Consider the following 13,673-nt stretch of genomic DNA (forward strand, 5'->3'; position numbering starts at 1 on the left):
TCACTCCTCCAGGCCCTTGGGTCCCATCTCTTCCTCGGGAGGGTGGGGCTCGGGGCCCTGGGGCGTGGCGGGCAGGCTGAAACAGAAGGTGGAGCCCTGACCCGGCTCGCTCTCCACCCAGATGCGTCCGCCGTGGGCCTCGATGATGAGCCGGCTGATGTAGAGGCCCAGCCCCAGGCCCTGCGTGTCGGACGCGCTGCCCTGACGGGTGCGGAAGTACTTGTCGAAGACGTGCTCCGCGTCCTCGCGCGCCAGGCCCGGGCCCTCGTCGCGCACCGCCACCACGACGTGGTCCTCCGGCGAGGCGGACACGCGCACGTGGATGGGGCGCCCGGCGGGGCTGTACTTGGCCGCGTTGCCCAGCAGGTTGGTGAGCACCCGCTCCAGTCGCGCGGTGTCCACCCACGCCAGGGGCACGGGTGTGGCGACCTCCAGCAGGAAGCGCTCGCGCAGGTCCGGCGGGACGTCGCGTTCGAGCACGCCTTCCAGGAAGCGCACCACGTCCGTCGGCTCGCGGCGCAGCTCCACGCGGCGAGACTCCAGGCGCGAGCCCTCGAGCAGCTCTTCAATCATGGACTTCATCCACTCGACGTTGCGGAGGATGGCCTCGGTGAGGGCCTCCTCGCGTGCCATGCCGCGCTCCTTCAGCGCGTGGGTGAGCAGGCTGGCGCGCAGGGTGATGCCCTGCAGGGGATTGCGCAGGTCATGCGAGATGAGGCTCACGTACTCCTCGCGCAGGCGCTCCAGCTCGTGGCGGGTCGTCAGGTCCTGGCCGGTGACGACCACGCCGCGCGGCTCTCCCTGGGGGCCGAACACCGGCGCGGCGGTGATGAGCACGGGCGTCGTCCCGCCATCGGGCCGCGTGATGAGCAGCTCCTCGGGGCCCACGACCTCGCCGGTCCGCACCGCTCGGGTGGAAGGCAGGTCCTCCATCGTCAACGGACGCCCGTCGGGGTGTCTCAGCCGGTCCAGGTAGGCGCCGCGCCTGGGGTGCTCCGGCATCGGGCCGAGCATCGTCTGTGCGAAGGGATTGGCCATCAGCAGCGAGTCCCGCGTCGGGTCCGTGAAGAGCACGCCCACGGGGGCGTGGTTGAGCACCGCCTGCACGAGCCCGCGTTGCACCTCGGCCTCTTCGTGCGCCGCCTGGAGCCGGGCAAGGGCCTGCTCGCGCTCGGTGACGTCGCGCAGGACGACGAGCAGGCTGGGGCCCTCGGGGCCATGCACGTTTCGCAACCGTGCTTCCAAAGCAACAGAAGTGCCGTCCGCCCGTCGTCCGCGCAGGGCGCGCGCGGTGGAGTCCCCGTCCAGGCGCTGGCCTCCGAAGAGCCCCTCGGGCACGAGCACCTCGACCTCGTGTCCGAGGAGGGCCTCGCGGGGGTGGCCGAACACGCGCTCCGCCTCCGTGTTGACGAAGCGCATCCGTCCGCTCGCGTCGACCATGAGCAGGGGCTCGGGGGTGGTCTCCAGCAGGCCCCGGTAGCGGGCCTCGGAGGCGGCGAGCGCGGCCGTGGCGCGGCGCTGTCCCGCCTCGAGCAACTCCAGCGCGCGTGCCACCAGCAGCACGAGCACCGCGCCGCCCGCGCTGAGGAGGGTGGCGAAGAGGGGCAGCTTCGCCTCGTGTCCGAGCAGTCCCGCCAGATGGAGCAGGGCCAGGCACGCGCCCAGCAGGGTGGGTCCCAGCAGGGCGAGGGGCACCATCCTCCGCGCGAGGAATCCGCCCAGCGAGTCCCGGGTGAGCCGCTCCGCCAGCCCTCGCTCGGGCCGCGAGCAGGGCACGCCCACGCCCAGCAGCAGCACGGCGATGGCGGTGTAGAGGCCCATGCTGCGCCGGGCTGGGAAGGTCTCTCCCGCCGCGCCGACGAGCGGGCCGAGCAGCAGGCCATTGAAGCCCAGGAGCGCCACCAGCGCCGCGGCCATCACGAGCGCGTCGTTCCACGACAGTCGAGGCCCCTTGCGCTCGGGGAGGAGCATCGCGGTGCCGAGCAGGAGCAGGCACAGGGCGGTGAGCGGCGAGGGGCGGATGCGCAGGTCGAGCACGCCGGACGCCTGGGTGAAGAGCGCGTCCAGGGGGCCCATGGGAGGCATGACGTCCTGTGCGGCGCTGACGAAGCCGATGAGCCACATGCCGGCGGCGCAGAGGGCGGACAGTCTCCGGCGCGCGCGGGAGGAGCGGGCAGACGACCTCAGGGCCAGGGCCAGGCCGCCGAGCACGAGGGCCAGGCTGGTGCGAGGCGCGGTGGCGGGTCTGCTATCGCCCTCGGGAAAGAGGGGGCGCGCCGAGAGCAGCCAGCCGGTGAGGGTGGCCAGTCCCAGCAGGAGGACGACCAGCGCCGCGACCCAGGCGAGTGCGCGGGCCACGCTCTGGTTGCGGGTCTGGCCCCCGCCATTCGGCTGCATCGGCGCCCCCCTGGGCCGCGCGGAGGTGGCGGTCGCGCGCGGACGATGTCGTCACACGCGTCGGTCCTCCGACTCGCTCCTCACGCACCTGTCCGGGAGATGGATGCACATCGCGTCCGAGCCCCGCGTCGCACGGCGGGGCAGGGTGGACGCTCGGCTGCCCAGGCCGCCGCGCGCGGGGCTCGTGCGCCCAGTCAGGGCGCGGCGGGCGCGTAGATGCCGGGGTAGACAGTGAGCACGAAGCCCCACCCGGGCGCGACGGAGGCGTTGCGAGCCACGTACGTGTCGTCACCCTCGACGCCGAGTCGGAACGTCTCCGCGTCCAGGCCGGTGTGGACGTAGATGAACAATCCATCCGAGGACGTGCCGACCTGGTCGACGCCGTTGAAGTCCGCGGACGGGTAGAAGATGCGCTCGGCCAGCTCGCTCCGGTCCGGCACCACGCGCACGCCCGCGCGAGGCTGTCCGCTCGCATCGACGACGCGTCCCAGCACGAAGCCCGCGTCGCGCAACGTGCGGGCGCGATCACTCGTCAGCCCGCGAAGGAGGGGCTCACCGAAGGTCGTGCTCAGCGCGTCATGGAACTGTTCGGGCAGGGCCCACACGCTCGCCTCGATGACGTCCGTGCGGGGGCGTGCTCCGGTGAAGACGCTGTCGTAGACGGGCGTGAGCGTGCGCACCAGTCCCGCGCCTTCCAGGCTCGTCGCCAGCCCCTGGTGGACCTCGCGGACGGGGACGTCCTCCACGGCGAAGGCGCCATCGGCTTCCACGGTGCCGGTGCCGAACGTGGGGTTGTCGTCATTCACCGCCACGCGGAGCGGCTCCTGGATGGCGATGGGGACTCCGTCCAACGTGGGCGTGGGTTGTCCCTGGGCGGCGAGCCATCGCTCGGCCTCGGGGAGCACGCGCGCGCGTCCGCTGACGCGGATGCGGAGGTTGTCCAGGTCCACCGACTCGGCATCCTCGGTCTGGAAGCCAGGGTCGGGGGCAGGGCCCCCGGAGCCACAAGCGGACGACGCGAGCCCGAGCAGTACACAAGAAGTCAGAAGAAAAGGGCGCTTCATCGCTCGCCAACATTTCCATGCCCTCTTCGCACGGCAATCCACCGCCGAGCTCTCCGTCCCCTGTTCGACGACTCGCCCCCACCCCGGAAAGCAGACACCGGGCCGCCCACCCGTCCGAGAGGGACGTGGGACGTGGCCCGGTGTCTTGAATCCATCAACTCCGAGGCGCGCTCGCGCCATGTGTTTCAGGGCCAGCCCCGCCTCGGAAGCGAATCCAACAACCTCCGAGGTGCGCCTGGTGAGTCAGCACCCGCCGCCAGGTCCATCGACTCCGAGACGCTCGCGGCCGGTGTGTCCCGCCGCCAGGTCCATCGACTCCGAGGTGCTCGCGGCCGGTGTGTCCCGCCGCCAGGTCCATCGACTCCGAGGTGCTCGCGGCCGGTGAGTCAGCACCCGCCGCCAGGCCCATCGACTCCGAGACGCTCGCGGTCAGTGAGTCCCGCCGCCAGGTCCATCGACTCCGAGGTGCTCGCGGCCGGTGAGTCAGCACCCGCCGCCAGGTCCCTCGACTCCGAGGTGCTCGCGGCTGGTGAGTCAGCACCCGCCGCCAGGTCCCTCGACTCCGAGGTGCTCGCGGCCGGTGAGTCAGCACCCGCCGCCAGGCCCATCGACTCCGAGACGCTCGCGGTCAGTGAGTCCCGCCGCCAGGTCCATCGACTCCGGGGCGCCTGTGCCCGATGAATCAGCGCCAGCCGCCGCCGCTGCTCTTGGAGCCGGAGGAACCGGAGCGGCCACTCGGCGCCGAGGAACCACCGCCAGAACTCCGACCGCCACCGCTGCTTGAGCCGCTGCTGCCACGCCCGCCACCGTTGCTCCAGCCGCCGCCACTGCTCCCGCCGCTGCTGCTGCCGCTGCTGCCGCGCCCGCCACCGTTGCTCCAGCCACCACCGCTGCTGCCGCTGCTCGAGCCGCTGCTGCCGCTGCTCGAGCCGCTGCTGCCGCTGCTCGAGCCGCTGCTGCCGCGTCCGCCACCAGTGTTCCAGCCGCCGCCGCTGCTCCCACGTCCGCCGCTGTTCCCACGGTCATTGCCACGGTCGTTATCGCGGTCATCGTCGCGGTTGCCGCGGCCGTAACCACCGCCGGAGTTGCCGCCGCCGCTCGGAGGCGTGCCGCCACCGCTGTTGCCGTACCCACCGCCGGAGCTACCACCACCGCTCGGAGGCGTGCCACCGCCGTTGTTCCCGTAGCCACCGCCGGAGTTGCCACCACCGCTCGGAGGCGTGCCGCCGCCGTTGTTGCCGTAGCCGCCGCCGCTGTTGCCCCAGCCGCCGCCGTTGTTGCCACGGTCGTCATCGTCGCGGTCCCGACCGTGGCCGCGTCCCGGACGCGAGCCACCGTTGTTGTCCCGCCCGTAGCCACCGCCGTTGTTGTTGCCCCCGCTGCTGCCCCAGCCGCCGCCGTTGTTGTTGTCGTTGTAGCGCGAGCCGCCGCGAGGAGGCTGCGTGCCCCAGCCCGTGCCACCCGGAGGCGGACGGTCATTGTCGCGAGGCGTGTAGTTGCGCGTCGTCGTCGGCCGCGAGCCGGGCCGCGTGTAGCTGTAGACCGCGGAGGCCGCGTGGGTCCGGTCGTACACGTAGCCGCGGTTGCGCTCCCAGCGGTACGCCCGACCCGACGAGGGGTAGTAGTCGTGCGAGTGCCGCCCGTGGTGGTGGCACGCGACGCCCAGCGGATCCAGGTGGAAGTCCCAGTACCAGACCACCGCCGGACCCCGGTAGTAGTACACGTCGTCGGTGTACGTGTAATACGTCGTCGACGGCTGGTAGCCGTGCGAGTGCACGTGGTCATACGGGCACCAGCCACCGCCGTCGTCATCCGGAATGGGGTGGTAGCCCGAGTAGCTGTACTCGACCACCACGGCGCGGCGAGCGGCGGGGCCGTGATAGTGGGCGTAGCAACCCGTTCCCATCATCAGGGCCAGGGGGATGGCGAGTGCGAGCAATCGGCGCATGTGACGAGTCTCCCGCGCGAAGGGCCTCTGCAGCCAGTCCCCCTTCGCGACCACGGAATTCCAGACGCGCAGGCCCCGAGAAAATTCACGCCCCCACGCTTCCCGCCCGCCCGCCACCTGCTTAAGCGCCCCTGTGCCCTGGTGAACACAGGGCTGGCTGGTGTAGGTCCTTCATGGAAGGACGGCGCGAGTCGAGGCAGCCGGGGTGAACCGGACCCGTCGCGCGAGGAGCAGGGCACTCATGTCGGATTCGGATTTCGGAAGGGCGAGGGGCGCGACGTGCCCGCTGCACCCGGATGACCTCGCGCAGCGGACCTGTACGCGCTGCGGCAACTTCATGTGTGACACGTGCAGCGAGCGCGGCACGCAGTCGCACTGTCCCCCCTGTCGCGCCCGCGAGGGCCTGGGCCGGGACTTCCCGTTGGACCGGGACAACTGGTCCTTCAGCCGCCTGTTCGACGTGTGCCTGGACGCGTTCAAGCGCGAGTGGGTGATGCTCAGCGTCGGCGCGCTGCTCGTCTTCGCCGCGTCCATCGGCGGAAACCTCCTGTCCCAGATGTTCTCGTTCATCGGCGCCGCCACCGACAGCGTGGTCGCCATGGTGATGACGACGCTGGTGGGCGTCGCGCTCACGTGGGTGATTCAGGGCGCGGTGACGCTGGGCTTCCTGCGCATGGCCATGGACGTGCTTCAGGGCCAGCGCGCGGACCTGGCGCGCGTGTTCTCCCAGTTCTCCAAGCTGGGCACCTACCTGCTCACGATGCTGCTGACGTTCGCGCTGGTGCTGCCGCTCGTGTTCGTCGGCCTGGGCATCCTGGTGGCCATCTTCGTCGCCGGCGCGGGTATCTCCCTGGCCGAGCTGAACTCCCTCTCCGAGTTCGACGGCGCGATGCGCGGCGTGTCACCCGGTCTCATCGGCTTGATGGTGCTCGTGTCCGCGGTGCTCTACCTGGGCCCGGGCATGTGGCTGATGCTCCCGCTGGTCCTCGTGCAGCCCGCGCTGGCGGACCAGGAGAACCCCACCGCGCTGGAGACCCTGCGCCTGGCCTACACCCACGCCAAGGGCTTCCGGCTCTCCATCCTCGGCGTCCTGGCGCTGGGCGGCTTCATCGTGGCGTTGGGCTTCATCCTGTGCTGCCTGCCCGCGCTGCCCGCCATGGGCCTCTTCCAGCTGCTGCTCGCGGGCCTCTACCTGGCCATCAGCCGCGGCGGACGCCAGGAGCGCTTCGGCTGAAGCCGGAGGACCTGCAGCCCACGGGGCCCGCGCGGCAGGGCGGGCCCCGGTGACGGCTTCGGTGCTTCAGTGCACCAGCCGCTCTGAAGAACCCGAGCGCGGCACGGCCACCCGGCCCATGCAGGCCAGGATGTGCTCGCGGTACTCGGACAGCTCGCGCAGGCCGCACAACATCCAGCGCCCACCGATGACCAGCGTGGGCACGCCGCGCACGCCGCGCCCGGCCGCGTCGCGGTGCTCATCCAGGATGAGCCGGCGCGTCTCCTCGGAGCGGAAGGCGGCGGAGAACTCGTTCATCGCCAGGCCCACGCGCGACGCCAGCTCGAACACCACGTCCGGCCGCGACACGTTGACGCCCTGCTCCAGCGCCGCGCGCTGCATCGCCCGCGCGAGGAACATCCGCGCATTCGGACCCTGCAGTCGCGCGGCCTCCAGCGCCGCCAGCGCCGGCACGCTGCTGCGCGGCGGGTCTCCGCCCAGCCACAGGTCCGTGGAGAGCAGTGGCGCGGTGAGGTCCGACTCGCGCTGCGCACGCTGCACTTCTTCCACGAGCCCGCGCTTCTCGCGCTCCGTGGGAAGCACGTCGTGAACGCGCAGAGGGTAGGGCCTCACGCTCCAGCGGACGGCGTCGCCAAACTCCTGGCGCAGTACGTCCAGGCGCAGGTCGGCGAGATAGCACCAGGCACAGAGCACGTCCTGGTAGACGGTAACCTGCAGCGGCTTGTGCAGCGTTTTCATGGGGGGCCGCCAGATTAGAGGCCACGCCGCGCCGCTGCCAACTCCCCATGACAACCGGCCCGTGAAGGCATTCCTGTGTTCCTGTGGAGCATCCAAGGTACCTGCGGCCCTGGCTGCTCGCCTGCTCCAGGGCATGCGAGCAGTCTTGGACACCGCGCCTGCTACCCGCCGGACACCCGCGTGCCACCGGACTTCGCCGCCGCGTAAGCCAGCGCGTGCTCGACGATTTCTCCCGCGATGTCGCGCCCCGTCGCCCTCTCCAACCCCTCGAAGCCGGGGCTGGAGTTGATCTCCATCAGCCGGGGACCCGCGTGGCCCTCCAGCATGTCCACGCCCGCCACCTCCAGGCCGATGATGCTCGCGGCCCGCACGGCCGCCTCCGTGTATGCCGCCGGAAGCTCGATTGCCTGCCCCTCGCCGCCGCGGTGGATGTTGGAGCGGAACTCGCCCTTCTTCGCGCGCCGCCGCATCGCCCCCACCACGCGCTGGCCCACCACCAGCGCCCGCACGTCCCGGCCCTCGCTCTCCGCGACGAACTCCTGGAGCACGATTTCCTGACCCAGGTCCCAGAACGTATCCAGGATGGTCTGCACCTCCGGCAGCGTGTGCGCAATCATCACGCCCACGCCCTGGGTGCCCTTGATGAGCTTGATGATGACGGGCAGCCCGCCCACCTCCTGCACCAGCTTCTTCACGTTGCTGCGGTCGTGCGCCATCACCGTGCGCGGGATGTCCAGTCCGGAACGCGACAGGAACTGCAGCGCGCGCAGCTTGTCCCGGCTGCGCGCGATGGAGGTCTGCGGGTTGAGCACCGGCACCCCCATCATCTCGAAGTGGTTCACCACCGCCAGCCCGTACGCGGTGATGGACGCGCCGATGCGCGGCACCACCACGTCCACGCCGCGCATCTCCACACCGCGGTAAGTCATGCGCGGCGTCCCCTGCGCGAGCAGCAGGCAGCAACGCAGCGTGTCCAGCACCAGCGGGCGGTGTCCCCGCTCCCGGATGGCCGCCACCAGGCGTCGGGTGGAGTACAACGAGCGCTTCCGGGACAGGATGGCCACCGTCTTCTTCACGCGGCCACGACGCGGCGCGGGATGCTCGGGTGCCTTGGACCCAGGCATGGCCGGGGCCTTCTTCTGCTGGATTTTTCGGGGAGACATGGGCGGAGCAATCGAGCGTAGCACGTACCCGCGGACACAGGCGGCTGCGGGGGGCGCGTTTGCTATCCTCCCGTGACAGATGAGCGCGACAGATCCGCATCCCGACGACATCCACACCAGCCCCGGAGATGCCGCCGGGTTAGACCTCGCCCACTCCCCGTTGTTGGGAGAGACGCTCGTGGTGGACCCGCGCACCACGGTGAAGCTCCACAAGTGCCGGCTGGCCGTGACGTCCGGGCCGGACACGGGCCGCTCCGTGGTGAGCGACAAGGAGCGCCTGCGCTGCGGCGCGCACCCGGGCAACGACCTGATTCTGGTGGAGGACCGCACCGCCAGCCGTCACCACTTCGAAATCCAGTTCACCGAGCGCGGCTACCTGCTCGTGGACCTGGGCTCCACCAACGGCACGTTCCTGGACGGGCGCAGGATTGAGCGCGCCTACCTGTCACCGGGCTCGCAGATTCGCGCGGGCTCGTCGGTGCTCACCTTCGCGCCGCTCGACGAGGAGGTCACCGTCGAGCCGGACCGCGACGGCGAGCTGTGCGGCATGGTTGGCCAGAGCATGAAGATGCGCCAGATATTCGGGCTCATCAAGAAGATCGCCCCGCTCGACGTGTCCGTCATCATCCAGGGCGAGACGGGCACCGGCAAGGAGCTCGTCGCCCGCGCCATCCACGAGCTGTCGGGCCGCAACAAGTCCCCCATGGAGGTGCTCGACTGCGGCGCCATTCCGCCCAACCTCATCGAGAGCGAGCTGTTCGGTCACGAGAAGGGCGCCTTCACCGGCGCGGTGAGCGGACGGCCCGGCGCCTTCGAGCGCGCGCACGGCGGCACCATCTTCCTGGACGAGCTGGGCGAATTGCGCCTGGACCTTCAGCCCAAGCTGTTGCGCGTGCTGGAGAACCACGAGGTGCGCCGCGTGGGCGGCAACGACGTCATCGAGGTCAGCTGCCGCGTCATCGCCGCCACCAACCGCGACCTCATGAAGGAGATACAGGCCGGCAACTTCCGCGAGGACCTCTACTTCCGCCTCTCCGTCATCACCATCCAGCTGCCCCCGCTGCGCCAGCGCCGCGACGACATCCCCCTCATCCTCAAGGGGGCCCTCGCCGCCCCCGACGTCGTCCAGAAGCACGGCAAGAAGCGCTTCTCCGCCGAGGCCATGGGCCTGCTCATGGCCTACCCCTGGCCCGGCAACGTCCGCGAGCTCATGAACGTCCTGTCGCATGTCTTGACGTTCAGCGAGGGTGAAGAAATCCAGCCGTCGAGCCTTCCTCCGCGCGTGCGGGGTCAGGCGCGGGAGGGCCCGCTGCCGTTCAACGAGCACCTCTCCTTCAAGGACGCCAAGGAGCAGCTGCTGGAGAACTTCGAGCGCGAGTACGTCACCAGCGTGCTCACCCGCTGCGAGGGGAACCTCTCCCGGGCCGCGCGCGAGAGCGGCCTGCACCGGAAGTCCATCGAGCGGCTGGTGAAGAAGTATCAGCTCGACACCAAGGGCATGAAGCCGCGCTGACCCTGGGGGTGTTTCCACCCCGCCCCCGGCGCATGTGACAGACATGAGACATGACGCGCTCGGTCTGTAGCGCCCACTGACAGACATCCCGCCCCCACGGGCAAGTTGACGTATGTCCTCCCGGGGAGAACTCCCGGGAAACTGCGTGCTGCCATGAATTCCTACCCCCGAGGGAATGGTGGCCAGTCAGGACAGGCGATGGTGGAGGCGGCCCTCACGCTTCCATTGGTCGTGTTCTTGTTGCTGGGCACGCTGCAGTTGTTCCTGATGCTGCAGGCGCGCGTGTTGGCGCACTACGCGGCGTTCCAGGCCACCCGTGCGGGCAGCATCGCGCATGGCGAATGCGAGCGGATGACGCATGCGGCCATCCTCGCGTTGATACCTTCGTTCCATTCGTTCCTGGGTCTGTCGAGCGCGACGGACGAGGTGCGGCATGGCGGCGGCGGCGGCGCGCCGGCGAAGCTCGCGGCGGCGTTCGCGGCGCGGCGGGACAACCGCTACCGCGGCGGCCTGGACGGCGTGCACACGGGCAGCATCGTGTGGATCAACCGCGCGCTGGTGGGCGGCGGCATCGACGGGCCGCAGGACCGCGCGTTCGATGATCCAGGCCACTTGAGGCGCCTGGAGGTCCAGCTGGTCTACTGGTACCCGATGCGCATCCCGTTCGCGAACTGGGTGATGTCGCGCATGTTCATGGCGCAGGCGGGCATCGAGGACTACACGGCGGCCAACCCGCTGATGCCCGCGGAGGCGAACGCGAACTGGAACCAGGGGGAGTTCACCTCGCCCATCCAGCTGGCCTCGGACGTCCGCTCGGAGCTCGCCGCGCGCGTGGCCCGCCAGCAGTACGTGTTTCCCATCGAGACCAGCTTCACCATGCGGATGCTGACGCCCGCCAAGCGGCGCCACTTCGCCACCATGGATTGCCCCCGATGACACGCGCCCATTCCCGTGGTCAGACGATGGTGCTGTTCGTGCTGGGCACGCTGCTCATGGTGCTGATGGTGAGCCTGACGCTCTCCTTCTCCATGAAGGTGCGCGAGCGCATCGAATTGCAGACGGTGACGGACGCGGCCGCGTACTCCAACGCCGTGGCCACCGCGCGCACCTTCAACAACATCGCGGTCATCAACCGCGCGCAGATTGGCCACGCGGTGGCGCAGGCGGGCGCCACCAGCCTGGTGAGCTGGGCCAGCCTCTACCGCGCGCAGCTCAACGCCGCGAACACGGGCTTCGGCATCGGCAAGAAGCCGTATCAGGCGGCCATCGCCAGCGGCTGTCCCTGCGCGCCCAAGAAGTCCTGGTGTCGCCAGCGGTGCCGCTGCGGCAAGAAGGGCGTGGCGGACCTGAACATGCTGCAGACGCAGCTGCGCATCGAGCAGGCCCGCGTGGAGGCCGTGTTCCAGTCCATGGAGCCCATGGTCAACCTGCAGATGCTCTCGCACCAGATTGCCCAGGGCGTCTTCTACGCGGCCCAGCAGCAGAACTACCAGGAGCTGCGCGACGCGGTGGACGACCAGGCCTTCGCCAACCGCATCCTCGGCAACGTGGTGGGGCGCGGACGCAACCCCCAGGACGCCGCCTGGCGCGTGCCGGACGTGGGCAACGTCAACGAGGACGAGCTCACCGGCGGCATCGCCTGCGCGGGTGATGGCGCCGTCTGTGACTTGCCGCTCACCGTCGCGCACGCCGTCAACGCGGCCATGGGCAGCCGTGGCTTCCACTTCGTCACCCACCGGCAGTGGCGGCTGGGTGACTACAGCGCGCACCAGGCCAACCTGGACTTCGTCATCTGGTTCCCCGACGAGGTGGTGGTGCTGCCGGACACCAACGGCACCACGTACTTCGGCAAGCCGGGCCGGAAGATGCCGATGCTCCCTCCGTACGCGCCTGCGCTCACGGGCGACGACACGGGCCGCATCGGCTGGATGTACGACCACCTGCTGCACGGCGGAGACCCGGTGGCCTGTCCGGCGAGCGTCGCGGGGGTGCAGTCCACCAAGGCCTCGCTGGTGACGTCCGGCGGTATCATGCCCCGCCCCGAGCACACCTGGACGGGAGGCAGGGACCCCGGCGGTCCGTTCAACCACATGCTGGTACCGTGTCTGGGCGGGCCCTCGTCGTGCCCGGGCATCTGGCCGCCGTTCCTCGACTACAACGTCGTGCGCATCAACAATGACGACAACAACTACGGGCAGCCGAAGAACTTCGCCGTCGTGCAGCGCGACCTGATGGCACGCAGGCTGGACCCGTGGGACCTGTCCTTCCGCTACCGCTTCGAGTCGGGCGGTGGGGGCAACGTGTATGACGCCCGCAGCTTCAACCTGGCGGACGGCACGCCCAACAACACGCAGACGGCGCTGTCCACGGGCATCGCCTACTACCACCGCGGGCAGAGCCTGGGCTTCCACCACTGGAGCGAGCCGCCCAACCTGCTCAACCCCTACTGGCGCGCCACGCTGGTGGGCGTGGACGTGGATGAGGACGGGGTGGGGGACGCCATCGACACGCTGGGGCTGAGCGCTCCCGTCGCGGCACAGACCTTCCGCGAGCTGCGCAACGCGGGCTTCAAGGGGCTCCAGAGATGAACGCTCGTCACGCACGTCGCTCGAAGTCCCGCGTGGCCCGTGGACAGGCCTTGCTGGAGGCCGCCATCGGCGTCACGCTCTTCGTCACCATCGTCGCCTTCGGCATCCACTTCGCGGAGGTGGGCTTCCTGTCGCTGAAGGTGCAGGAGGCCGCGGTCTCCGCGCTGTGGGACGGCACGCACGGGCAGATGCACCACATCCCCGTCACGTACACGCAGGCGGGCAGCTCCATGCGGGACGCCGCCGCGAGCGCGCAGGAGCGCTACGCGGACTTCAAGGGCCTGTCCTCCACGCCGGGCGGGGGCCGCGTCACCATGGCCTTCACCCGCGGCACCGGCATGCAGGTGAGCTGCGGCATGGACGCGGGCGTGGGCTGGGCGGGCGCCATCGCCACGCGCCTGGTCTACCGGGACAACGGCGGCACCGCGTGTGGTGCCTCGGCCACGTTGAGCGCGTGGCGCTTCCCCCGCTCGTTCCTGGACGGGCCCGATGACGGCGCGCTCTACCAGAAGCAGAACCTGGACGACTCGCTCGCCAACCTGCAGGTGTGCGCGGTGGGCCGCGCGGTGGGCGGCGCATGCCAGGGCCGCTTCTCCATGCTCGTGGACGACTGGGGGCTCGCGGGGGCGCTGGAGTCCGCCACGTGCAACATCCTCATGCAGGACCAGCTCATCCCCTGCACCAACGTGCCCTTCCACGCGGCGGCGTGGTCCACCTACGCGCCCACGACGCTGCCCATCCAGGCGTCCGCGAGCAACCTGGCGGAGGCCACGCTGTTCTGGAACCCGCTGCCGCCGACGGCGCTCGCCATGGTGGGCCTGGGCATGAAGGAGCACACCTTCTGGATGAGCGCCGCGGGTGAGGACGTCGTCAACTTCGTCCAGACGCCCCCGCTGATGGACCCCATCTCCCGCTTCTACCCCACCACGCCCGGCTCCTACATCGGGCTCACCACGTTCCCGTACAGCCTGGCGCACGCGCAGCGCTTCGGCAACGGCGCCTGCTTCCTCGGAAGGGATTGTGATTGA

Annotated in this window: 10 protein-coding genes; 5 read left to right on the plus strand and 5 right to left on the minus strand. The window is 70.3% G+C overall.

Features of this window, described 5'->3' with window-relative positions:
- From AC6JA9_RS02055 to AC6JA9_RS02065, 3 genes are all read right to left on the minus strand, one after another.
- Positions 1-2,397 carry a sensor histidine kinase gene (locus AC6JA9_RS02055; protein ID WP_473566670.1) on the minus strand — a complete coding sequence of 799 codons (2,397 nt, stop codon included), beginning with the start codon at positions 2,395-2,397 and terminating at the stop codon, positions 1-3.
- Between the two features lie 194 nt (positions 2,398-2,591).
- Positions 2,592-3,347: a carboxypeptidase regulatory-like domain-containing protein gene (locus AC6JA9_RS02060; protein ID WP_223782209.1), complete on the minus strand. Its 756-nt coding sequence runs from the start codon at positions 3,345-3,347 to the stop codon at positions 2,592-2,594.
- Between the two features lie 796 nt (positions 3,348-4,143).
- The gene (locus AC6JA9_RS02065) at positions 4,144-5,409 is read right to left on the minus strand and encodes a hypothetical protein (RefSeq protein ID WP_497959007.1); all 1,266 of its coding nucleotides are present in this window, start codon (positions 5,407-5,409) and stop codon (positions 4,144-4,146) included.
- Between the two features lie 241 nt (positions 5,410-5,650).
- Here AC6JA9_RS02065 and AC6JA9_RS02070 point away from each other — a divergent pair, with 241 nt between their 5' ends.
- Positions 5,651-6,643: an RING finger protein gene (locus AC6JA9_RS02070; RefSeq protein WP_497959008.1), complete on the plus strand. Its 993-nt coding sequence runs from the start codon at positions 5,651-5,653 to the stop codon at positions 6,641-6,643.
- A gap of 66 nt (positions 6,644-6,709) precedes the next feature.
- On the opposite strand, the gene AC6JA9_RS02075 is transcribed toward AC6JA9_RS02070, so the two are convergent.
- Both AC6JA9_RS02075 and AC6JA9_RS02080 read right to left on the minus strand, forming a co-directional pair.
- Positions 6,710-7,381 carry a DsbA family oxidoreductase gene (locus tag AC6JA9_RS02075; RefSeq protein ID WP_046710549.1) on the minus strand — a complete coding sequence of 224 codons (672 nt, stop codon included), beginning with the start codon at positions 7,379-7,381 and terminating at the stop codon, positions 6,710-6,712.
- 161 nt (positions 7,382-7,542) lie between these two features.
- Positions 7,543-8,544, minus strand: a complete 1,002-nt coding sequence (locus AC6JA9_RS02080; protein WP_223751432.1) for an ATP-grasp domain-containing protein — start codon at positions 8,542-8,544, stop codon at positions 7,543-7,545.
- Between the two features lie 79 nt (positions 8,545-8,623).
- Here AC6JA9_RS02080 and AC6JA9_RS02085 point away from each other — a divergent pair, with 79 nt between their 5' ends.
- The 4 genes from AC6JA9_RS02085 (at position 8,624) to AC6JA9_RS02100 (ending at position 13,673) form a co-directional block, all read left to right on the plus strand.
- Positions 8,624-10,057, plus strand: coding sequence for a sigma 54-interacting transcriptional regulator (locus tag AC6JA9_RS02085; protein ID WP_194869094.1), 1,434 nt, complete (start codon positions 8,624-8,626; stop codon positions 10,055-10,057).
- A 153-nt stretch (positions 10,058-10,210) separates the two neighbouring features.
- Positions 10,211-10,993: a TadE/TadG family type IV pilus assembly protein gene (locus AC6JA9_RS02090; protein WP_141324167.1), complete on the plus strand. Its 783-nt coding sequence runs from the start codon at positions 10,211-10,213 to the stop codon at positions 10,991-10,993.
- Positions 10,990-12,645, plus strand: coding sequence for a TadE/TadG family type IV pilus assembly protein (locus AC6JA9_RS02095; protein ID WP_141324166.1), 1,656 nt, complete (start codon positions 10,990-10,992; stop codon positions 12,643-12,645). The genes AC6JA9_RS02090 and AC6JA9_RS02095 overlap by 4 nt, the downstream gene beginning before the upstream one ends.
- Entirely contained in the window at positions 12,642-13,673 is a 1,032-nt protein-coding gene (locus AC6JA9_RS02100) for a pilus assembly protein (protein ID WP_141324165.1), read from the plus strand. Before AC6JA9_RS02095 ends, AC6JA9_RS02100 begins: the two co-directional genes overlap by 4 nt.

This window comes from Myxococcus sp. MH1 (genome assembly GCF_059738865.1).